Annotated in this window: 21 protein-coding genes; 7 read left to right on the forward strand and 14 right to left on the reverse strand. The window is 67.9% G+C overall.

Going from position 1 to position 21,699, the window contains the following annotated elements; all coding sequences use genetic code 11:
- Positions 1 to 205 (forward strand): transposase (locus A6A05_RS10645; protein WP_172822152.1); only part of this gene is annotated, 205 nt, incomplete at its 5' end.
- Between the two features lie 167 nt (positions 206 to 372).
- Here A6A05_RS10645 and A6A05_RS10650 read toward each other — a convergent pair.
- The 10 genes from A6A05_RS10650 to A6A05_RS21315 form a co-directional block, all read right to left on the reverse strand.
- Positions 373 to 807 (reverse strand): DsrE/DsrF/DrsH-like family protein, encoded by a 435-nt coding sequence (locus A6A05_RS10650; protein WP_068500436.1) that lies wholly within the window; start codon positions 805 to 807, stop codon positions 373 to 375.
- A complete protein-coding gene (locus A6A05_RS10655) occupies positions 794 to 1,594 on the reverse strand; it encodes a HesA/MoeB/ThiF family protein (protein ID WP_068500439.1) in 801 nt (266 codons plus the stop codon). Before A6A05_RS10655 ends, A6A05_RS10650 begins: the two co-directional genes overlap by 14 nt.
- Before the next feature lie 124 nt (positions 1,595 to 1,718).
- On the reverse strand, positions 1,719 to 2,663 hold the full coding sequence (gene cysK, locus A6A05_RS10660; protein ID WP_068500443.1) for a cysteine synthase A: 945 nt from the start codon (positions 2,661 to 2,663) through the stop codon (positions 1,719 to 1,721).
- A 74-nt stretch (positions 2,664 to 2,737) separates the two neighbouring features.
- The gene (locus A6A05_RS10665; protein ID WP_068500445.1) at positions 2,738 to 3,193 is read right to left on the reverse strand and encodes an RrF2 family transcriptional regulator; all 456 of its coding nucleotides are present in this window, start codon (positions 3,191 to 3,193) and stop codon (positions 2,738 to 2,740) included.
- 7 nt (positions 3,194 to 3,200) lie between these two features.
- Positions 3,201 to 3,659, reverse strand: a complete 459-nt coding sequence (gene dut, locus A6A05_RS10670) for a dUTP diphosphatase (protein ID WP_068500446.1) — start codon at positions 3,657 to 3,659, stop codon at positions 3,201 to 3,203.
- A complete protein-coding gene (coaBC, locus tag A6A05_RS10675; protein ID WP_068500449.1) occupies positions 3,656 to 4,867 on the reverse strand; it encodes a bifunctional phosphopantothenoylcysteine decarboxylase/phosphopantothenate--cysteine ligase CoaBC in 1,212 nt (403 codons plus the stop codon). Before coaBC ends, dut begins: the two co-directional genes overlap by 4 nt.
- Positions 4,868 to 4,951: 84 nt before the next feature.
- Positions 4,952 to 5,845 (reverse strand): site-specific tyrosine recombinase XerD, encoded by an 894-nt coding sequence (locus A6A05_RS10680; RefSeq protein ID WP_068500452.1) that lies wholly within the window; start codon positions 5,843 to 5,845, stop codon positions 4,952 to 4,954.
- Positions 5,842 to 7,380, reverse strand: coding sequence for a tetratricopeptide repeat protein (locus A6A05_RS10685; protein WP_068500455.1), 1,539 nt, complete (start codon positions 7,378 to 7,380; stop codon positions 5,842 to 5,844). Before A6A05_RS10685 ends, A6A05_RS10680 begins: the two co-directional genes overlap by 4 nt.
- Positions 7,380 to 9,128 (reverse strand): hypothetical protein, encoded by a 1,749-nt coding sequence (locus A6A05_RS10690; RefSeq protein WP_068500456.1) that lies wholly within the window; start codon positions 9,126 to 9,128, stop codon positions 7,380 to 7,382. The genes A6A05_RS10685 and A6A05_RS10690 overlap by 1 nt, the downstream gene beginning before the upstream one ends.
- Entirely contained in the window at positions 9,109 to 9,249 is a 141-nt protein-coding gene (locus A6A05_RS21315; RefSeq protein WP_172822261.1) for a hypothetical protein, read from the reverse strand. Before A6A05_RS21315 ends, A6A05_RS10690 begins: the two co-directional genes overlap by 20 nt.
- 172 nt (positions 9,250 to 9,421) lie before the next feature.
- On the opposite strand from A6A05_RS21315, the gene A6A05_RS10695 reads away from it, so the two are divergent.
- From A6A05_RS10695 to A6A05_RS10705, 3 genes are read left to right on the forward strand one after another with little or no spacing between them, the layout of a single operon-like run.
- On the forward strand, positions 9,422 to 9,976 hold the full coding sequence (locus A6A05_RS10695; RefSeq protein ID WP_068500459.1) for a shikimate kinase: 555 nt from the start codon (positions 9,422 to 9,424) through the stop codon (positions 9,974 to 9,976).
- The gene (gene aroB / locus A6A05_RS10700) at positions 9,973 to 11,079 is read left to right on the forward strand and encodes a 3-dehydroquinate synthase (RefSeq protein WP_068500462.1); all 1,107 of its coding nucleotides are present in this window, start codon (positions 9,973 to 9,975) and stop codon (positions 11,077 to 11,079) included. Before A6A05_RS10695 ends, aroB begins: the two co-directional genes overlap by 4 nt.
- 14 nt (positions 11,080 to 11,093) lie before the next feature.
- On the forward strand, positions 11,094 to 12,353 hold the full coding sequence (locus tag A6A05_RS10705; protein ID WP_425411942.1) for an HlyC/CorC family transporter: 1,260 nt from the start codon (positions 11,094 to 11,096) through the stop codon (positions 12,351 to 12,353).
- A 110-nt stretch (positions 12,354 to 12,463) separates the two neighbouring features.
- Here A6A05_RS10705 and nth read toward each other — a convergent pair whose 3' ends face one another.
- A complete protein-coding gene (gene nth, locus A6A05_RS10710; RefSeq protein WP_068500468.1) occupies positions 12,464 to 13,087 on the reverse strand; it encodes an endonuclease III in 624 nt (207 codons plus the stop codon).
- Positions 13,088 to 13,252: 165 nt separating this feature from the next.
- Here nth and A6A05_RS10715 point away from each other — a divergent pair, with 165 nt between their 5' ends.
- Genes A6A05_RS10715 through ppa form a run of 3 tightly spaced genes read left to right on the forward strand, consistent with a single transcriptional unit; the run spans position 13,253 to position 16,264 of the window.
- Positions 13,253 to 14,548 carry an AmpG family muropeptide MFS transporter gene (locus tag A6A05_RS10715; protein WP_068500471.1) on the forward strand — a complete coding sequence of 432 codons (1,296 nt, stop codon included), beginning with the start codon at positions 13,253 to 13,255 and terminating at the stop codon, positions 14,546 to 14,548.
- A gap of 9 nt (positions 14,549 to 14,557) precedes the next feature.
- Positions 14,558 to 15,685, forward strand: coding sequence for an alanine dehydrogenase (gene ald, locus A6A05_RS10720; RefSeq protein WP_068500474.1), 1,128 nt, complete (start codon positions 14,558 to 14,560; stop codon positions 15,683 to 15,685).
- Between the two features lie 42 nt (positions 15,686 to 15,727).
- Complete coding sequence (gene ppa / locus A6A05_RS10725) at positions 15,728 to 16,264, forward strand: inorganic diphosphatase (RefSeq protein ID WP_068500477.1); 537 nt, start codon at positions 15,728 to 15,730, stop codon at positions 16,262 to 16,264.
- A gap of 203 nt (positions 16,265 to 16,467) precedes the next feature.
- Here the strand turns inward: ppa and phoU are convergent, their stop codons facing one another.
- The 3 genes from phoU to cobN form a co-directional block, all read right to left on the reverse strand.
- Positions 16,468 to 17,184 (reverse strand): phosphate signaling complex protein PhoU, encoded by a 717-nt coding sequence (gene phoU, locus A6A05_RS10730; RefSeq protein WP_068500480.1) that lies wholly within the window; start codon positions 17,182 to 17,184, stop codon positions 16,468 to 16,470.
- Between the two features lie 14 nt (positions 17,185 to 17,198).
- Positions 17,199 to 17,975 (reverse strand): phosphate ABC transporter ATP-binding protein PstB, encoded by a 777-nt coding sequence (gene pstB, locus A6A05_RS10735; RefSeq protein WP_068500485.1) that lies wholly within the window; start codon positions 17,973 to 17,975, stop codon positions 17,199 to 17,201.
- Positions 17,976 to 18,041: 66 nt separating this feature from the next.
- Complete coding sequence (cobN, locus tag A6A05_RS10740; RefSeq protein ID WP_068500488.1) at positions 18,042 to 21,695, reverse strand: cobaltochelatase subunit CobN; 3,654 nt, start codon at positions 21,693 to 21,695, stop codon at positions 18,042 to 18,044.
- Positions 21,696 to 21,699 lie beyond the last annotated feature (4 nt).

Genomic DNA, 21,699 nt, shown 5'->3' on the forward strand with positions numbered 1-21,699 from the left:
GCTGATGCTCACCCTCCGTGACGCCATCCCCAAGACTCATGCCCTGGCCAACGCGGAGTTCACCACCATCCGGCTCCGGCTGCTGAAATTGGGCGCCCGCGTCATCGAGACCGCCTCGCGCATCCGTCTCGCCTTCGCCGCAGCCTGCCCCGAGGCTGCCCTGATCCGCCACCTCGCCTCGGCGCTGATGCCCGCCGGACCGTGACCGACGGGGCCGTCATTGCCCCGATCAATCCCGCCCGACAACTCCAGACCCCGTCCGCCTGCCCATCACATCACCCAGACGACCGGAAGGCCGTCGTGGTCAGACGCCCCAAACGTCAGGCGACTACGGTTGCATACAATTCTGAGCGCCCTGGTGAATAGGACGGGCTAAACGAACACCATCGCTCCATTCTTGCTGGCGTCGGCCAGGAAGGTCACCACGCCGCCCTTGGCGACGGGGACGTCGGGGCGCAAATCGTCGGGGTCCATGCCCAGCGCCTTCAGGCCCATCTCGCACACCATGAAGGTGACGCCCAGGGCGACGCAGGCCTCCAGCAATTCCTCGAAGGTGGCGACGTGGCGCGCCTTGAACTGGGCATCCATCTGTTCGGCGGTCTGACCGCCTTCCGATACGGGTAGTCGCGCCCAGCCGGCATCCTTTTCCAGCGCGCGGCCGGCCCACATGGTGAAGAACAAGGTGACGGGCGTGTTCGACGCCACGGCGGCCGCCGCCATCACCAGGGCGTAATGAACGCGGTCGAAGGCGCCCGAAAACACCACGATCGACAACTTGTCGGGCGAGCTCTTGTCAGCCGCAGGCATGGTCGGTGCTTCCGTGGGCCGACAAATCGGTTATGGTCGGGTGGTCGCCGCACAACGGGCAGCCGGGGTCGCGCTTGACCCGGACGGTCCTAAAGGTCACCGCCAGCGCGTCGTAGATCAGCAATCGGCCGGCCATGGACTCGCCGATGCCCAGGATCTCCTTCAACACCTCGGTCGCCTGCAAGGACCCCATGGTGCCGGCGATGGCGCCCAGCACCCCGGCCGACGAACAGGTCGGCACCGAGCCTTCGGGCGGGGCCTCGGCATAGATGCAGCGATAGCAGGGCCCGCCCGGCTTGTAGGTCGACAATTGGCCGTCGAAACGCAGGATCGCCGCCGAGACCAGGGTGGCCCCGGCCAGCCGGCAGGCATCGTTGACCAGGAAGCGGGTGGCGAAATTGTCCGAACCGTCGGCCACCACCGGGAAATCGGCCAGGATGGCGCCGATATTGTCCTTGTTCAGACGGGCCCGGATCGGCACCACCCGGACATCGGGGTTGATGGCCCCCAGGGTGTCGGCGGCGCTCGCCACCTTGGCGCGGCCGACCGAGCCGGTATGATGCAGGATCTGGCGCTGCAGGTTGGACAGATCGACCACGTCGTCATCGACGATGCCGATGGTGCCGACGCCCGCCGCCGCCAGGTATAGTGCGACCGGCGAGCCCAGGCCGCCGGCGCCGATCACCAGCACCCGCGCATTCAGCAGCCGGGCCTGACCGGTGCCGCCGACCTCGGGCAGGATGATGTGGCGGGCATAGCGCCGGATCTGGTCTTCGCTGAAGTCCATGAATGGACACGCATTCCTGAGGATCGTCACCCTCGGGCTTGACCCGAGGGTCCATACTGCCGAAGGCGGTTTCGAACCATGGATGGCCGGGTCAAGCCCGGCCATGACGGGTTGGCGACGGGGCCTAGACCTCGAACAAGGCGGTCGACAGATAGCGTTCGGCGAAGCTGGGCAGGATGACCACGATCACCTTGCCGGCCATGTCGGGACGCTGGCCCACTTCCAGGGCGGCGGCGATGGCCGCGCCCGAGGAAATGCCGACCGGCAGCCCTTCCAGCTTGGCCGCCTTGCGGGCGGTGGCAAACGCGGTCTCGTTGCCGATCTGCAGGATTTCATCGACGACGCCGCGGTCCAGGTTCTTCGGCACGAAGCCGGCGCCGATGCCCTGGATCTTGTGCGGGCCGGGGGCGCCGCCCGACAGGACGGGGCTGTCCTCGGGCTCGACCGCGATCATGCGGATGGCCGGGTTGCGCTTCTTCAGCACATGGCCGATGCCGGAAATGGTGCCGCCGGTGCCGACGCCGGCCACCACCGCCGCCACCTGCCCTGCGGTGTCCTTCCAGATTTCTTCCGCGGTGGTCGCCTCGTGCACCAGGGGGTTGGCCGGATTGTCGAATTGCTGGCACATCACCGCGCCGGGGATTTCGCCGATCAGGCGCTCGGCTTCCTTGACCGCGCCGGTCATGCCCTTGGCGGCCGGGGTCAGCACGATCTCGGCGCCCAGGTGCGACAGCATCTTGCGCCGCTCCAGGCTCATGCTTTCCGGCATGGTCAGGATCAGGCGATAGCCCTTGGCGGCGCAGACGAAGGCCAGCGCGATGCCGGTATTGCCCGAGGTCGGCTCGACCAGGGTGGCGCCGGGCTTCAGGCGGCCTTCCTTCTCGGCCGCCTCGATCATGGCGAAGCCGATGCGGTCCTTGACCGAGGCCATGGGATTGAAGAACTCGCACTTGCCGACGATGTCGGCCTTGGCCCCGGAATCGGCCGCCAGCTTGGACAGGCGCACCAGCGGGGTGGCGCCGATGGTGTCGATGATGGAGTCGTAAATCCGGCCGCGGAACTCGCTCATCTTAATTCCCTCGTCCCAAGTGTTAATCTCTATCTATTCACACTTTCTCATGGAAAGCGGGGCGGCGGCAAGCTTCAGATGATGAAGTCCAACTTTTGGTGTGCCTCGGATGGGATACCCGCCTTGTACGACCGCATGCACAGATCATCGACGGTGATGGCGTCGAGCTGGTTCATGATCTCGTCGGACAGTTCGGTCCACATCGGGCGGATGACGCTTTTGCCCAACTCGCTGGCCGGCACGTCCTGATAGGGGTCTTCCGCCGTTTCCATGGCGCGGACCACGCGCACGATCTCGCCGACCGAGATGCGGCGTCGTTCGCGGGCCAGGCGGTAGCCGCCGCGCGGCCCGCGCACCCCCATCAGGATGCCCGATCGCACCAATTGCTGCAGGGTTTGCTCCAGATAGCGCCGGGGAATGCCCTGGCGCCTCGTGATCTCGCGGCTTTGCACCGGTTCGCCGCCGGCATGGTAGGCGATGTCCAGCACCGCCTCGATGGCGAACAGCATCTTCTTCGACGGTCGCAGCATGGTCGTGTCACTCTCCGCGTCGTTCGGTTCCGGTCGAGCCGAAGCCGCCGGCCCCCCGGTCGGTCTCGGTCAGTTCGGTGGCTTCGATCCAATGGGCCTGCTCGACGCGGGCGACCACCAATTGGGCGATGCGCATGGCCCGGGTCACCGTGAAGGCGGTGTCCCCCAGATTGACCAGGATCACCCCGATCTCGCCCCGGTAATCGGCATCGATGGTGCCGGGCGCGTTCAGGACGGTCACGCCATGGCGGGCGGCGAGCCCTGAGCGCGGCCGCACCTGCGCCTCGAACCCGGCCGGCAGGGCGATGGCGAAGCCGGTGGGAATCACGGCGCGTCGCCCCGGGGCCAGGGTGATGTCGGCCGGGATGCAGGCCATCAGGTCCAGGCCGGCGGCATGGGTGGTTTCGTAACGCGGCAGCGGCAGGTCGTCGGCGTGCGGCAGACGCAGGATGGGTATGGCGATCATTCGGCCCCCCCGGGCTTCAGGAAATCGGCGATGCGCCAGGCCAGCCGCTCGGCGACGTCGGCCTTGGCGATGCGCGGCCAGTCCTCGGTGCCCGAGGCGCTGATCAGATGGACGCTGTTGAAATCGCCACCGAAGGTGCCGGTGGCCGGCGAGACATCGTTGGCGACGATCCAGTCGCAGCCCTTGCGGGCCAGCTTGGCCTTGGCGTGCTCCAGAACCTTCTCGGTTTCGGCGGCAAAACCGATCACCAGGCGCGGCCGGGCCGATCCGGCCTCGGAAAGCGTCGCCAGGATGTCGGGGTTGGCGGCCAGCTCGATGGCGGGCGGCGGCGCGCCCGGGTACTTCTTGCGCTTTTCCTTCGAGGCGTTCGACACCGTCCAGTCGGCCACGGCCGCCGCGCACACCGCCACGTCGGCCGGCAGGTTGCCCAGCGCGGCGCCCAGCATCTCGCGCGCGGTCTCGACATGGATGGTGCGCACCCCCGACGGATCGGCCAGCCGCACCGGGCCGGTGATCAAGGTGACGTCGGCGCCCAGGCGAGCCAGGGCGGTGGCGATGGCGTGGCCCTGCTTGCCCGACGAACGGTTGCCGATGAAGCGGACCGGGTCGATCGGCTCGAAGGTCGGGCCGCTGGTGACCAGGGCCTTGATCCCGGCCAGCGGTCCCTTGGCCAACAATCCCTCGATGGCGGCGACGATCTCGCCCGGTTCGGCCATGCGGCCGATTCCCGATTCCCCTTCGGCCAGCGGCCCGGCATTGGGGCCGACGGTGTGAATCCCGCGCCCCTTCAGGGTCGCCAGGTTGGCCCGGGTGGCCGGATGCTCCCACATGCGGAAATTCATCGCCGGCGCCACCAGGATCGGCTGGTCGGTGACCAACAGCGCGGTCGAGGCCAGATCGTCGGCCAGACCGTGCGCCATCTTGGCCAGCAGGTTGGCGGTGGCCGGCGCGACAACCACCAGATCGCAATCGCGCGCCAGGGTGATGTGGCCGATCTCGTGTTCGTCGGTCAGCGAGAAGGTGTCCTGGAACACCTTGTTGCCCGACAGGGTCTGCACCGCCAGCGGCGTGACGAACTGGGTGGCGTTGTGGGTCAGCAGGCAGCGCACGTCGGCGCCGCGTTCGCGCAGGCGACGAATCACCTCGAGCGATTTGTACGCGGCGATGCCGCCGGAGATGACGAGCAGGATACGGCGGCCGTCGAGCACGGAAAATCCTTGGGAAATCACCGAAGATAAAGTGTGGTTAGCCTAGACCGGGCCATGATTTCCCGCAAGACCCAAGTGATATGGTCAGCTTTTTCCGGCCAACGGGTGGTGCTGCTGCACCAGCCTGACCTTGGGTGCGTCCAGGACGTGGGTATAGATCTCGGTGGTGGCGATGTCGGCATGGCCCAGCATCTCCTGGACCACGCGCAAATCGGCGCCGTGGGCCAAAAGGTGGCTGGCGAAGGCGTGGCGCAGGACGTGGGGCGACAGCCGGCGCGGATCGATGCCGGCCTTCATGCCGACCCGAAGCAGCATAGCGGCGAAGCCCGAGCGGGTCAGGTGGCCGCTGTGGCCCGAGGACGGGAACAGCCAGCGCGAGCTTTTGCGGCCCAGCAGCTCGGCCCGCAGCGGCAGCCAGGCGGCCACCGCCGCTCGGGCCGGATCGGATAGCGGCACCATGCGTTCCTTGTCGCCCTTGCCGCGCACCACCAGCACCGCCGGGTCGCGGGCCAGGCTGGCGAACGGCAGGCCGACCAGTTCCGACACCCGCAGGCCGGTGGCGTACAGAAGTTCCAGAAGCGCGGTGACCATCAGCCCGTGCGGCGGGGCGACGGCGCGCGCCGCCTCCAGCAAAAGATCGACCTCGGCTTCCGACAGCACCTTGGGCAGCGGCCGGCCCAGCCTGGGCATGGCGACCCGGCTGGTGGGATCGTCGGGGCGCCAGCCCTCGGCGAAGGCGAAGCGGAAGAACTGGCGCAGCGCCGACAGCCGCCGCGCCTGGGTCCTGGCCGCCATGCCGGCATCGGCCAGATCGCGCAGGAAGGCGGCGACGTTCTGGGGCGTGGCCGCGACCACGCTGCCACCCTTCAGGAATTCGGCGAAGCGGTCGAGATCGCGGCGATAGGCATCCAGGGTATGGGGGCTGGCGCCGCGCTCGACCGCCATCATTTCCAGGAAGGCCTCGACGTGGCGGCTCATGATAGGAAGCGGTCCAACTCGGCACGCACCGCCTGCAATCCCTTGGTCCAGCCGCAGCCGTCGGGCTGGCGGATCAGGCGGGCGCTGTCGTACCACGGCGTGGTGTCCTCGGCCTCGAACCACCGCCAGTCGGCGCCGTGGTTCAGCAGCACCAGGCAGGGCACCCCCAGACCGCCGGCCACATGCACGGTGACGGTATCGACGCTGATCACCAGATCCAGCTGGGCGACGATCGCGGCGGTGTCGGCGAAATCGCCCAGCCTTTCTTCCAGGTCGATGGCGAAGGGGGCGAGTGCCGCCTTTTCCTCGGCCGCCAGACCCTTTTGCAGCATGAAGAACGACGCCCCCGGATGATCCTTCAGCACGATGTCGGCCAGCTCGGCGCCGGGGACGAAGCGGTGCGGATCGACATCCTTGCGGGTCGAGGACCAGGACAGGCCGATCCGCTTCTTGCCCTCGGCCGGCCCCAGATCAAAGCCGGCCCCGGCCGGCACCGACAGATAAGGCGCACCTTTGATGTCGGCGGTGTCGGCGACGAAGAAACCCGGCAGGCTCATGACATAGCAGAAGCGGTCGCCCTTGGGGCGTCGGCGATCATCGGTGGCAACGAACTCGATGCCGGAGAAGGATGAATCCAGCAGGCGGACCAGCGGCGCCTGGCAGACGAACACCACCCGGTCGCAGCGGGCGCGGGCCTGGGGCAGGAAGCGGGCGAACAGCAAGGAATCGCCCAGGCCGATCTCGGCATGGACCACCAGCGTCCCCTTGAAGGGCGTGCCGTCCCAATAAGGCGCGGTCGGCTTGGGCTCGGCGAAGCGGGCGCGGCGGGTGCGCCATTCCCATTCGGGCCAGCCCTCGGCGAAGCGTTTGGCCCCCAGCAGCAACTGGGCCAGGCCGTAATGGGCGTCGGCATAGTCGGGCTGGCGGGCGAGGGCCTGACGGAACAGGGCCTCGGCTTCGGCCCAGCGGCGCTGCAGCACCAGGGTCGAGCCCAGATTGTTCAACACGTCGGGGCTGCCCGGCGCCAGTTGGACCGCCCGGGCATGGGCCTGCTCGGCCCGGATCAGGTCGCCCAATTGCTGCCAGGCCACCCCCAGATAGGACCAGGCCAGTGGATCGTTCGGCACCAGCTCGCCCAGGCGGGTGAAGGCCGCCACCGCGCCCTTTCCGTCGCCCAGATCCAGCCGGCACACCCCCAGATTCTTCCACGCCGCTGCGGACTCGCGTAAGCCCAGGGCGCGTTCCAGCAAAAGGGCGGCGGCAGCCGGGCGCCGCCCATCCATGTCCAGCTTGGCTAGGTTGAACAGCAGATCGGGATTGGCCGGCTCGAGGACCAGGGCGCGATCATAGGCGGCGCGGGCGCCCTTGATGTCGCCCAGGGCCTTTTTTGTGATGGCGATGGCGTTCAACAGCGCGGCGTCGGCCCCCAGCTTCAGCGCGCGTTCCAGTATTTTTAGCGCCTCGGAATGGCGGCCGGCCTTGGCCTTGGCGATCCCCGCCGCCAACAGACCGGACCGGTCGGCCGCCTTTCCCATCAGATGCCGTTGGCCAGCATCGCCTCGACGGCGAGGCGGCGGGCATCCTCGCCCAGTCCGACCACGCTGAGAGCGCTGATCGCCTCGGACAAGGTGATCGGGTCCAGCTTGTCGAGCCCGCTATCGCCGGTGGCGGCCAGCACCGCCAGCACGGTGCCGCCCAGGCGGGCATCCAGCGCCGCGCCCTGCATCATGGCGAACAGGCCGAATTTCGGACCTCCCGCCGGCAGGGCCAGGGTGTCCAGCCACAAGGAATCGGGAATCTTGGCGCCCAGTCCGGCCAGAGTGCCCAGCACCACCGCGACGCGCCGCGCCGCCAGTTCGGGCGCCAGCCCGGTCAAGGACTGGCGCCAGCCGGCCAGGCCGGCCAGCGACAGCTCGCGCCCCGGTTCGGTGCCGGCGATGGCGGCGAGCGGCCACAGCCGCGCGGCAATGGTGGCTCCGGCCGCCGGGTCGGCCTGGACGATGTCCAGCCACTTGGCCGCCGCCTCGGGCTTGCCCAGGGCGTAAAGGGCGCGGGCGAAGGACGGGGCCTGAGCGGCCAGCAAGGAATCGGGCCGGGTGGCCAAGATCACCGGCTCGAACAGTCGGGCGGCCCCGGCCAGTTCGCCCTTGGCCCCGGCCAGTTCCAGCGCCTTGGCGGCGAACTGGGCCTTCAGCACCGGGTCGGGCTGGTCGGTGGCGGCGCGGAACAGCAGCGCCCGGGCTCGCGGGCCGGCGGTGTCGGCACGGGTCAGGGGCGCCGACATCTCGTCGGGGGCGAAGATTTGGGCCAGATACAGGGACCGCAGCGAATCGATGGGCAAGGCCCCGGCCGCTTCGGCCCGTTCGCCGGCCATCAGCCGCAACTCGGGCGGGTTCGAGGCGGTCAAGGCGACCGCCCGGTTGACTGACGCGGACGCCTTGGTCAGCGACGAAGCCGGCAGGGGCAGCTTGGCGGCGGCGAAGGCGGCGACATGCAGGGGGTTCGCCTCGTCCAGGCGGATCTTGTCGAGCGCGGGGGCCGGCACGCCGCCCAGCACCTCGGCGGCGGTGATGAAGGCGCCGTCCGGGTCCTTCTTCTCACGCAGCAGGTCCAGGCCGAAATTGCCTTCCAGGGTGCGGCCCTGGGTCAGGTTGCACAGGACCAGCATCTTGGGCTGCAGCGGGTCGGACGGATCGGGGGCCTGGCGGCCGGCATCGGCGCAGGCGCCGGTCAGGTCGCCGCCCAGCAGCTTGGCTTCTCGCCGGACGCGGTCGAGCATCGGACCCGAGGCCTGGGCCGGCACCGCCTTCAGCAGGGTCAACAGGCCATCGACCTCGCCCATGGCCAGCAGGCGTTCGGCCCTGAGTTCGACCAGGCCGGGCTTCTCGCCTTCCCTGGCATCGTCGGGCGGCGGCGCTGCGGTCAGCAGCAGGCGGCGCTCGATGCCGGCCAGCGCCCGCGAACCCGACGCCGCCGGCAACAGCGGAATCAAGGCGCGCAGCGTCCGGGCCGAGGTATTGGCCCACAAGGTTTCGGGCAAGCCGCCCTGGCGGGAATCCAGCACGCCGATGCCGTCGGGGTTGGGCGCCTTCAGGGCGTTGACGTCGATCTTGCCCACCGGCTCGGCTAGCGGCGGATCGATCCGTTCCATGGTCTCGGGGTCGAAGGGCTGCGACAAGGGCGACAGCCGGCCGCTTTGGGCCAGGGCCAGACCCGGCACCAGGGTCAGCGCCAGGGCGCAACCCAGCAGCCGCAAGCGGCGGTCAGCGCGGCAGACGGTCATCGGGAATCACCTTTTCAACCTTGGCGGCCGGTGCCGGAATATCCGACGAGGCCAGGAAGATGCCACCACCGACGATGACGGCCAGCACCACAAGCATCAGAATTCCGGCTATCTTTCCCATGCGCTATAACCAACCTTGATCTGTGATTTGATGGACAGGCCCCGGCCCGGACGGATACAAGCGGCGATAAGGGATGCTGGCGGGGCCGGCTTTACGAAGACGGTGTTGCGAAGACGGGGCAGTGTATCGGCCTCGCCTTCCGGGATCAACGGCGGGGCGTGGACGGGCTTCGATGACGGCGGATGAGGAACTGGCGGAGCGGTTGGGGCGCTCGATCGTATTGGTGGGCCTGATGGGCTCGGGCAAATCCTGCGTCGGTCGCCGGCTGGCGGCGCGGCTGAAGGTCGCCTTCATCGATTCCGACGCCGAGTTCGAGGCCGCCGCCGGCTGCACCATCAGCGATTATTTCGCTCGCTTCGGCGAGCCGTCCTTCCGCGACGGCGAGCGCAAGGTGATCGCCCGGCTGATGGAGGGCGAGCCCAAGGTGCTGGCCACCGGTGGCGGCGCCTTCGTCGATCCCGAGACCCGCGCCCGCATCAAGGACGAGGCCATTTCGGTGTGGATCCGGGCCGATCTGGACCTTCTGGTCAAGCGTACCTCGGGCCGCGACCACCGGCCGCTGTTGAAGACCGGCGACCCGCGCGAGATCCTGGCCCGGCTGATGGAAGCCCGCTACCCCCTGTACGCCGAGGCGGACATCGTCGTCGATACCACCGACGAGCCGCCGGAAGTCACCGTCGCCAAGATCATCGACCAACTGGCGATTCTGTCGGAGCCGAAAGCATGAGTGCCGAAATCATTCGCGTCGAATTGGGCGAGCGTTCCTATGACATCGAGATCGGCGCCGGGCTGATCGACCAGGCCGGCCCGCGCATGGTTCCGGTGATGGCCGGCAAGCGCGCCTTCGTGGTCACCGACGACGTGGTGGCGCCGCTTTATCTCGACCGCGTGCTGGCCTCGCTGGACCGGGCCGGCATCGCCCACGGCCATGTGGTGGTGCCCCATGGCGAGCATTCCAAATGCTTCGCCCAGTTGGAAGAGCTGACCGAAACCATGCTGGACGCCCGCTGCGAGCGCTCGACCATGGTGGTGGCGCTGGGCGGCGGCGTCATCGGCGACCTGACCGGCTTCGCAGCCGCCATCTTGCAGCGCGGGCTGGATTTCGTGCAGATCCCCACCACCTTGCTGGCCCAGGTGGACAGCTCGGTCGGCGGCAAGACCGGCATCAACACCCGCCAGGGCAAGAATCTGGTGGGTTCCTTCCACCAGCCACGCCTGGTGCTGGCCGACATCGACACCCTGAACAGCCTGGACCGGCGCCAGATGCTGGCCGGCTATGCCGAGGTGGTGAAGTACGGAATCATCGACGACGCGCCGTTCTTCGCCTGGCTGGAAGAACAAGGCCCGGCCCTGATCGACGGCGACCAGGCCGCGCGCGCCCAGGCGGTGGCGGTATCGTGCCGGGCCAAGGCCCGCATCGTCGCCGCCGACGAGCGTGAAGGCGGCGTGCGCGCCTTGCTGAATCTGGGCCACACCTTCGGTCACGCCCTGGAAGCAGAGACCGGCTTCTCCGAGGAATTGCTGCATGGCGAGGCGGTGGCCATCGGCATGGTGATGGCGCTTCGGCTGTCGGCCCGGCTGGATCTGGCCCCGCCTGATGATTGCGCCCGGCTGGAACGCCATTTGGCCCGGCTCGGCCTGCCCACCGGCCTGTCGCGCCAGCGCCACTGGGATGTGGATGCGCTGGTCCACCACATGGCCGGCGACAAGAAGGTGAAGGACGGCAAGGTGACCTTCGTGCTGGCCAAGGGCATCGGCCGCTCGTTCCTGACCCGCGAGGTGCCGGCATCCGCCGTGCGCGACATGCTGGCCGAGTTCGTGGCGGGCTGACGGCGATGGAAGCAATGTCCCTTTCGCTGGCGATCATCCTGGGATTGCTGGTGCTATCGGCCTTCTTCTCGGGGTCGGAAACCGCGCTGACCGCGGTGTCGCGCCCCTATATGCACCAACTCGAGCAAGACGGCAGCCGCCGCGCCCGCCGGGTCAACCATCTGATCGCCACCCGCGATCGCCTGATCGGGGCGCTGTTGGTTGGCAACAATCTGGTCAATATCCTGGCCTCGTCGCTGGCGACCGGCGCGCTGGTGACCATGTTCGGCGAGGCCGGCATCGCCTATGCCACCGCCGGCATGACGGTGATCGTGGTGTTGTTCGGCGAGGTGCTGCCCAAGACCTACGCCATCTACAACGCCAACAAGGTGGCGCTGATGGTGGCCATCCCGGTGACCGGCCTGGTCACGATCCTGTCGCCGGTGGTGCGCGGCCTGGAAGTGGTGACCCGGCTGATTTTTCGGATGTTCGGCGCCAAGTACGCCACCGATGCCTCGATCGAGACCGCCATGATGGAGTTGCGCGGCGCCATCGAGGTCCACACCACCCAGGAGGCGGTGCAGGACGAACGGCGCATGCTGCGCTCGATCCTCGAGCTCGACGATGTTGAGGTCGGCGAGGTGATGACCCACCGCCGCAAGGCCTTCACCATCGATGCGGGCCTGCCGCCGGCCGAGATCGTCGACCTGATCCTCAAAAGCCCCTATACCCGCATCCCGCTATGGCGGGGCGAGCCCGACAACATCATCGGCGTGGTCCACGCCAAGGACGTCCTGCGCGCCGTGCGCGCGCTGGACGGCGATGTCGCCCAGCTCGATGTCGGCGAACTGGCCGGCACCCCGTGGTTCATCCCCGATTCCACCACGCTTCTGGAGCAATTGCGCGCCTTCCGCGAACGGCGCGAGCATTTCGCCCTGGTGGTCGATGAATACGGCGCCCTGATGGGGGTGGTGACGCTGGAAGACATCCTGGAAGAGATCGTCGGCGACATCACCGACGAGCACGATGTCGCCGTCGCCGGTGTCCACCCGCAGGAAGGCGGCGATTACGTCGTCGATGGCGGCGTCACCATCCGCGATCTCAATCGCGAATTCGAATGGCGCCTGCCCGACGAGGACGCCAACACCATCGCCGGCCTGCTGCTGCACGAAAGCCGCCAGATTCCCAATGTCGGCCAGGTGTTCCGCTTCCACGGCTTCCGCTTCGAGGTGTTGCGCAAGAACCGCAACCAGATCGCCTCGATCCGCATCACCCCGCCGAATTCAGCCCCTTAGTGTGGTGATTCCGAAGTTCGCATCAAAATGCGGACATCGGAATCACCACACAATTCAACAGATTAGTGTCCTGCCCCAGAAATTCACTTGCGAATTTCTGGGGCAGGACACTAGCCCCCGAACGCGCACAGATCGGGGACCGCGCAGCCGTCGCATTCCGGTTTCCTGGCCTTGCAGACATAACGGCCGTGCAGGATCAGGTAATGGTGGGCGTCGTGGGCGAAGCGGGCCGGCGTGACCCGCAAAAGCCCTTCCTCGACCGCCAGCACGGTCTTGCCGGGTGCCAGGCCGGTGCGGTTGGCGACGCGGAAGCAATGGGTATCGACGGCGATGGTCGGCTGGCCGAAGGCGACGTTCAGCACCACGTTGGCGGTCTTGCGCCCGACGCCGGGCAGGGCTTCCAGCGCGTCGCGCTCGGCCGGCACCTGGCCGCCATGGCGCTCGATCAAAAGCCGCGACAGCGCCATCACGTTCTTGGCCTTGGTCTGGTAAAGGCCGATGGTGCGGATGTGGTCGCGTAAGCTCTCTTCGCCCAGCTCCAGCATGGCCTGGGGCGTGGTCACCTTGGCGAATAGCGGGCCGGTCGCCTTGTTGACGCCGACATCGGTGGCCTGGGCCGACAGCACCACCGCCACCAGCAAGGTATAGGCGTTGACATAGTCCAGCTCGCTTTTCGGGCTGGGATGGGCGGCGGCCAGGCGGGCGTAGAATTCGTCGATCTGGGCGGGCTTCATCGCATCCTCTGGCAGGCGGCTCTTAACCATTTGCCCCATGGCGCGATGCGCAAAATGTGCATTGCGCCAGCCGCCATTGCGGCGGCGGCCAAGCAAGCGGTGCTTGCGCCCGGCGAGGGCAAATAGTGATGCAGATTTTCTGCATCACGAACTAAAGTGTCGCCCATGACCGGGGATGTCACCGAAAAAAAGCCAAGCTGGCGCGACGCCTTCGCCGTCTATGGCGACCGCCGCATCGTCACCATCCTGCTGCTGGGTTTTTCCAGCGGCCTGCCGCTGGCCTTGACCGGATCGACCCTAGCGGTGTGGCTGACCGAGGCCGGGGTGTCGCTGAAGACCATCGGCCTGTTCGCCCTGGTCGGCACGCCCTATACCTTCAAGTTCGTGTGGGCGCCGCTGGTCGATCAGATGCGCCTGCCCGGCCTAACCGGCGCGTTCGGGCGCAGGCGTGCGTGGATGCTGGCGACCCAGGCCGCCCTGATCGGCGCGTTGCTGGCGCTGGGTGCCACCGACCCGGCCCTTCAGACCGAGCGGGTGGCGCTGCTGGCCCTGCTGGTGGCTTTCTGCTCGGCCAGCCAGGACATCGTCATCGATGCCTACCGGGTCGAAATCCTTGATAAGCCGCAATATGGCGCCGGTGCCGCCGCCGTGCAGTTCGGCTATCGCGTCGCCATGCTGGTGTCGGGGGCCGGCGCCTTGCTGCTGGCCCAGTTCAGCGGCTCGTGGGCGGTGACCTATGTCGCCATGGCCGGCCTGGTGGGGGTCGGCATGGTCACCGTGCTGGCCAATCCCGAACCGAACGCTCCGCCCCTGGTCCTGGCCGCCACCATCGCCGGCCGGCTGCGCCAGGCGGTGATCGAGCCGTTCGCCGACATGGCCCGGCGCAGCGGACGCTTCATCCTGGCGGTGCTGGCCTTCGTGCTGCTGTACAAGCTGGGCGACGCCTTCGCCGGGGTGATGGCCAATCCCTTCTACATCATGATCGGCTTCACCAAGGCCCAGGTGGCGACGGTGTCGAAGCTGTTCGGCTTCGGCGCCACCATCCTGGGGACCTTCCTGGGCGGCGTGGTGGTGGCGCGCTACGGCCTGTGGAAAAGCCTGCTGGGCTGCGGCCTGTTGCAGATGCTGTCCAACCTGATGTTCGCATGGCAGGCATCCGTCGGCGCCGACGTCTATGCGTTGACCTTGACCATCGCCGTTGAGAATCTATCGGGAGGATTAGGGTCGGCGGCTTTCGTGGCCTACATATCCGGCCTGTGCAGCCTTAGATTCACAGGGACGCAATATGCGTTGCTGAGTTCGTTGGCGGCGGTGGGGCGGACCCTGGTCGCCTCGAGTGCCGGCCAACTGGCGGAAAGCCTGGGCTGGGTCGATTTCTTCCTGGTCTCGACCCTGGTGGCTTTGCCTGGCCTGATCTTGCTGGTGGCGTTGCGCCGCAGGTTGCTGCCGCCCGACCCATAGGAGAGTGCCGTGAAGATTGGCGTTCCCAAGGAAATCAAGACCCACGAATACCGCGTGGCCATGATTCCGGCGGCCGTGCGCGAGCTGACCCGGCACGGCCATCGGGTGATGGTGCAAAAAGGCGCCGGCGCCGGCATCGGCTGCTCGGACGCCGATTACCTGGCCGCCGGGGCCAGCCTGGGGGCCGACGCCCAGGACGTCTTCGCCACCGCCGATCTGGTGGTCAAGGTCAAGGAGCCGCAGGCATCGGAATTCGCCCTGCTGCGCGACGGCCAGGTGCTGTTCACCTACCTGCATCTGGCCCCCGATCCGGCCCAGGCCAATGCCCTGGTTGAACGGGGCGTCACCGCCATCGCCTATGAAACCGTCACCGACGCCCGGGGCGGGCTGCCATTGCTGGCCCCGATGAGCGAGGTGGCCGGCCGGATGTCGATCCAGGTCGGCGCCCATTGCCTGGAAAAGGAACAAGGCGGCGCAGGCGTGCTGCTGGGCGGCGTGCCCGGCGTGCCGCCCGGCCGGGTGGCCATCCTGGGCGGCGGCGTGGTCGGGACCAATGCCGCGCGCATGGCGGTCGGGCTGGGGGCCAGGGTCACCATCATCGACCGCTCGGCCGCCCGGCTGGCCCAGTTGGACGAAATGTTCGCCGGCCGGGTCGAGACCGCCTATGCGACGCTGGATGCCATCGAGCAGGCGGTCGCCTCGGCCGATCTGGCGGTGGGTGCGGTGCTGATCCCCGGTGCGGCCGCGCCGCGGCTGGTGTCGCGCGAACTGGTGGCCGCCATGCGGCCCGGTTCGGTGGTGGTCGATGTCGCCATCGACCAGGGCGGCTGCTTCGCCACCTCGCGCCCGACCAGCCACGCCGAGCCCACCTATGTCGCCGAAGGGGTGGTGCATTACTGCGTCACCAACATGCCGGGCGCGGTGGCGCGCACCTCGGCGATCGCCCTGGGCCATGCTACGCTGCCCTTCATCCTGGACCTGGCCGACCGGGGTTGGGGCCCGGCCCTGGCGGAAAATCCCCATCTGGCCGCCGGTTTGAACGTCCATAATGGAAAAATCACCCATCCAGCGGTGGCACGCGCGCTCGGAATGGCGTATGAGGATGCCGCAAAGTTTTTAGAGCGGTTCCGAAGCTGACCGCATCGCAAAAGAACACACAAGGGAACAAGGACAGCAACCATGGACCTCAAGAAGATCCCGATCGGCAAGAATCCCCCGACCGACATCAACGTCGTGGTCGAAATCCCGCTGCGCGGCGACCCGGTCAAGTACGAGATCTGCAAGGAATCCGGCGCGATGTTCGTCGACCGCTTCCTGCACACCGCCATGTACTACCCGACCAATTACGGCTTCGTGCCGCACACCCTGTCCGACGACGGCGATCCGGTCGACGTGATGGTGGTGGGCAAGCATGGCGTGGCGGTCGGCTCGGTTCTGCGCTCGCGCCCGATCGGCGTGCTGCTGATGGAAGACGAATCCGGCCAGGACGAGAAGATCCTGGCGGTGCCGCACGCCAAGCTGCACCCGTTCTACGACGAAGTGCAGTCCTACAAGGACCTGCCCGACGTGCTGATCAAGCAGATCGAGCACTTCTTCGCCCACTACAAGGACCTGGAAGAGGGCAAGTGGGTCAAGGTGATCGGCTGGGGTGATGCCGAAAAGGCCGGCGAGATCATCAAGGACGCCATCAAGCGCGCCGAGAAGAAGAAGAAGTAAGGCGAATTCGCCAAGAAGACGGCCGGGGAAGGCGATTCCCCGGCCGCTTTTTTTGAGCCTGCGGAAACAAGCCTGCGCGGTGATTGAGCGGGGCCGGCACGGCCCGCGCCACGCCCTATGGCGCCAGACCTTCGCTTTTTTTGAGCCTGCGGAAACAAGCCTGCGCGGCGATTGAGCGGGGCCGGCACGGCCCGCGCCACGCCCTATGGCGCCAGGCCTTCGGTGTTGGAACGGTCGCCCTTGGGGCGCTGGTCGGCCAGCGACTGGCCGGTGATCAGGAAATAGCTCATCTCGGCGATGTTGGTGGCGTGGTCGCCGATGCGCTCGATGTTCTTGGCCATGAACATCAGGTGCGAGCAGGCGGTGATGGTGCGCGGGTCTTCCATCATGTAGGTCAGGATTTCGCGGAACAGGCTGGAATAAAGCGCGTCCACCTCCTGGTCGCGGGCGCGCACCGCCAGGGCCTGGGCCGCGTCGTGCTGCAGATAGGCGGCCAGCACCTGGGCCAGCAATTCCTGCACCAGCCGGCCCATGCGCAAAAGCGTGCGCACCGGCGCCAGCGGCGCGGTCTGGTTCAGCACCAGCGTCCGCTTGGCGTTGTTGGCGGCGTGATCGGCGATGCGTTCCAGGTCGGCGGCGATCTTCAACGAGGCGATCACCGTGCGCAGATCGTCGGCGACGGGGGCGCGCAGCGCCAGCAGCCGCACCGTCTGCTCGTTGACGAAATGCTCGTCGGCGTCGATGGCGGCGTCCGAGGCGACCACCTCGCCGGCCAGTGTGTCGTCGCGGGTCTCGACCGCCTTCATCGACAGCTCCAACTGGCGTTCGGCCAGGCCGCCCATGCGGGAAATGGCGTCGTGCAGTCGCTTCAATTGCTCGTCATAGGATTTGACGATGTGATGTTCGCCCACGGTCGGCATGCTTGCTCCTATGATCAGCCGAATCGGCCGGTGATGTAGCCTTGCGTCAATTGCTGCTCGGGCGCGGTGAAGATCCGCTCGGTCGGCCCGACCTCGATCAGGCTGCCCAGGTGGAAGAAGGCGGTCAGGTGCGACACCCGGGCCGCCTGCTGCATCGAATGGGTGACGATGACGATGGTGTAGCTTTCGGCCAGTTCGTCGATCAGTTCCTCGACCTTGGCGGTGGCGATGGGGTCCAGCGCCGAGCAGGGCTCGTCCATCAAGATCACCTCGGGCCGGACCGCGATGGCGCGCGCGATGCACAATCGCTGCTGCTGGCCGCCCGACAGGCCGGTGGCCATGTCGCCCAGGCGGTCCTTGACCTCGACCCACAGGCCGGCCTTGGTCAGGGCGTCGGCGACCATGGCATCCAGACTGTCCTTGTCGGGCACCAGCCCATGGATGCGCGGGCCGAAGGCGACGTTGTCATAGATCGTTTTGGGGAAGGGGTTGGGCTTTTGGAACACCATGCCGACCCGCATGCGCAGCAGCACCGGATCGATGGCGCCGTCGCCGTAAAGCGGCTCGTCGTCCAGGGTGATGGTGCCGCTGACCTTGGCGCCGACGATGGTGTCGTTCATGCGGTTCAAGCAGCGCAGGAAGGTCGACTTGCCGCAGCCCGACGGCCCGATCAGGGCGGTGACCCGGTTGGCTGGAATGTCGAGATCGATGCCCTTCAGCGCTTCCTTGGCGCCGTAATGAACGCGAACGCTGGCCGCGTTCATCTTGGTCTCGACGATCTGATCCGACATGGTGGGGTCCGGTTGGAAAGGGGCGGGGAAGGTATAGCGCGAAAGCCGTGACAGTTTTGTGAAATGTCACAACAGGGCATGGATGGAATTGCGCCGGGGCGTCCACAGGCCGCGCCGGATGGCCTCGGTGAAGCGGGCCTTCATCTCGGCCAGGGCGGCCGGGTTGTGTTGCTCCATGAAGTCGCGCACGCGATCGTCGGCCAGATAGGCGTCGGCCAGCAGGTCGAAATGGTGGCTTTTGACCGCATGGGTGGTGGCGGCGAAGGCGAACAGGTAATCGACCGTGGCGCTCATCTCGAAGGCGCCCTTATAGCCGTGGCGCATCACGCCTTCGATCCATTTGGGATTGGCGGCACGCGCGCGGACCACCCGGGCGATTTCCTCTTCCAGGGTCTTGATGCGCGGGCTTTCGGGGCGGGAATGGTCGGGGTGATAGATCGCCGGCTGGGCGCCCGAGGCTTGGGCCACCGCCGCGCTCATGCCGCCCTCGAACTGATAGTAATCGTCGGAATCCAGCAAATCGTGCTCGCGGTTGTCCTGGTTTTGCACCACCGCCTGGACCTGGGACAGCCGGGTGGTGAACAGATCGTGCGCGGCTTCACCTTCCTTGCCGCCGCCATAGACCCAGCCGCCCCAGGCGACATAGGCGGCGGCCAGGTCGGCCTGCTCGTTCCAGCCGCCCTCGTCGATCAGGGCCTGCAATCCAGCCCCATAGGCGCCGGGCTTCGAGCCGAACACCCGCGCCGCCGCCAGGCCCTCGCCCAGCCGGGCCTGTTCCTCGCGCACCCGGGCGGCCAGGGGGTTGGTGTCGGCGGGCTCAATCAGCTTGGCGACCGCGCGCACCGCCTGATCGAACAGATTGATCAGATCGGGGAAGGCGTCGCGGAAGAAGCCCGAGACGCGCAGGGTGACATCGACCCGCGGGCGGTCCAGCAGGCCGGCCGGCATCACCTCGAAGCCCGACACCCGGTTCGAGCCGACATCCCAGGTCGGCCTGACCCCCATCAGGGCCAGGCCTTGGGCGATATCGTCGCCGCCGGTGCGCATGTTGCTGGTGCCCCAGGCGGTCAGGGCCATGGTGCGCGGCCACTCGCCATGGTCCTGCAGGTGGCGTTCCACCAGCAATTGCGCCGATTTCCAGCCCAGGGCCCAGGCCGCCGGCGTCGGCACCATGCGGGTATCGACCGAGAAGAAATTCCGCCCGGTCGGCAGCACGTCGGGCCGGCCCCGGGTCGGCGCCCCCGACGGGCCGGGGCCGACGAAGCGGCCGTCCAGCCCGGCCAGCAGGCCGTCCAGTTCGGCCTGGCCACAGGCATCGACGGCAGGGGCCAGGTGGTGGTGGATCGTCTTCAGCACCTGAATGGTGCGCGTCCAGGTGGGCTCGCAGGCGCGCTCTTCCGCCACCAGGGCCAGGGCCAGGGCTTCCAGCCGCTCGACAGAGTCGCCCATGGTCCGCCACGGATCGGGGCCGGCCAAAACAGCCGGGTGGGGGCCGGGCCATGCCGCGCCCAGGTCGCAATCCAGCGGATCGAAGCCCAGGCCCAGGTCGTCGGCCAGGGCGCGCAGCAGCGAGGAATTGCCGTCACCCGATCCGCGCGGCACCCGGGCCAGCGCCACCAGCAAGGTCTGACGCTGCAGGCCGGTCGGGCTTTGGCCGAAGATGTGCAGGCCGTCGCGGATCTGCAATTCCTTCAGCTCGCACAGATGGGAATCCAGCTTGGCCAGGGCCTGGTCGGCATCGTCGGCGAAGGTGATGCCCAGATCGGCATCCAGGCCGATGGTGGCGGTCAGCGCCAGGATCTCTTTCTTCAAGGGCACCAGCCGGCGCGGGTCCAGGCCGGCGGCGTCGTAATATTCATCGACCAGCCGTTCCAGCTCGCGTAAGGGGCCATAGCTTTCCGCCCGGGTCAAAGGCGGCGTCAGATGGTCGATGATCACCGCGCCGGTCCGCCGCTTGGCCTGGGTGCCCTCGCCGGGATCGTTGACGATGAAGGGGTAAAGGTTGGGCAGCGCGCCCAGGCAGGCCTGGGGGAAGCAATCGGCCGACAGGGCCAAAGCCTTGCCCGGCAGCCATTCCAGATTGCCGTGCTTGCCCATATGGATGATGGCGTCGGCACGGAATTGCCAGCGCATCCAGGCGTGGAAGGCCAGATAGGAATGGGGCGGCACCAGCGCCGGGTCGTGGGCCGACGCCGCCGGGTCGATATTGTAGCCGCGCGCCGGCTGGACGCCGATGGCGACATGGCCCAGCCGCAGCACCGGCAGCAGGAAGCGGCCGCAAGTCAGCTCGCCCGGGCGAAAGAACGGATCGCCCTCGGGCGGGCCCCAACGGTCCAGCACCGCCTGGCGCACTTTGTCGGGCAGCGAGCCGAAGAACAGGTGATAATCGGCCAGCGACAGGGATTCGCGTTCCTCGCGCTGGTCCAACTGGCGCCAATCGTTGGTCGGGCCTTGTTGCAGCAGGGCCAGAAGCGCGTCGCCGTCGGCCGGAATGTGACCGACATCATAGCCGGCGGCCTGCATCGCCTGCAGCACCCGCACCGTGCCGGCCGGGGTATCGAGGCCGACGCCGTTGCCCAGCCTGCCGTCGCGGTTGGGGTAATTGGCCAGCACCACCATCACCCGGCGCTGGCCCGGTTCCTTGCGGCGCAATCTGGCCCAGGCGGCGGCCAGGTCGGCGGCGAAATCGACGCGGTCGGCCACCGGCTGGTGGCGGGCCAGGTCGCATTGGGTGGCGTGGTCGCGGCTGGCCCCCTTGAACGAGATGGCGCCGGCCAGCACGCGGCCATCGACCTCGGGCAGGGCCACGTTCATGGCGATGTCCTTGGGTCCCAGCCCATGGGTGCCGTCGCGCCAGGCCGCTTCCGAGACGCCGGCCAGCACCACCTGCAGCACCGGGCAATCGGCGCGGCCCAGCGGCGAATCCTCGGGCCGGCCGGGGGTGGCGACGGCGAAGCCGGTGGCGTTGACGATGATGGCGGGCGGGTCGGCCTCGATGGCCTGCTCGACCAGCGCCGCCGAGGCGGCCTCTTTCAACGACGAGACATAAAGCGCGCAGGCATCCAATCCGCGCCCGCGCAAGGCGGACAGCAGGGAATCGATGGGGGCGGTGTCGCCGGCCAGCACCAGGGCGCGGTAGAACACCACCAGGGCCAGCGGCCGGGTGGGGTCGCGCGGCTGTGGGTCATAGGGGCCGGCCGGCGGCAGCGGCCGGGGTTCCAGCCAGGGGGTGGGCTGGCCGGTCAATTCCGCGCAAAAGCCGATGAAGGACCGGGCATTGTCGGGCCCGGCGAAGATCAGCCAGCGCCACAGACGCTGCACGTCTTCCGGGCCCAGGTTGGTTTCGGCCAGCAGGTCGGAATCGGGGCGGTCGTCGCCGGGAAGGATGGCGAAGCCGATGCCCTGCTTGCGGCAGGTCCGGGCGATCTGCTCGATGCCATAGGGCCAATAGGCCCGCCCGCCCAGAAGGCGCACCACCACCAGCTTGGCATGGGCCACCACCTGATCGACATAAAGATCGACCGACATGTGGTGGGCCAGGCGCATCAGGTTGGCCAGGCGCAGGCTGACCGGCGCCCCCAGGGCGGCGTGGGCGGCGGCCAGGGCCGCCAGCTCGGAATCGGCGGCCGACAGGAAGACGATGTCGGCCGGGTCCTGGCCAAGGTCGATGGCCTCGGCCCCGTCGGAAACGCTGCCGGGTTGGGCGGCAAGAAGATGCAAAGGC

The organism is Magnetospirillum moscoviense, assembly GCF_001650635.1.
GTDB lineage: Bacteria > Pseudomonadota > Alphaproteobacteria > Rhodospirillales > Magnetospirillaceae > Magnetospirillum > Magnetospirillum moscoviense.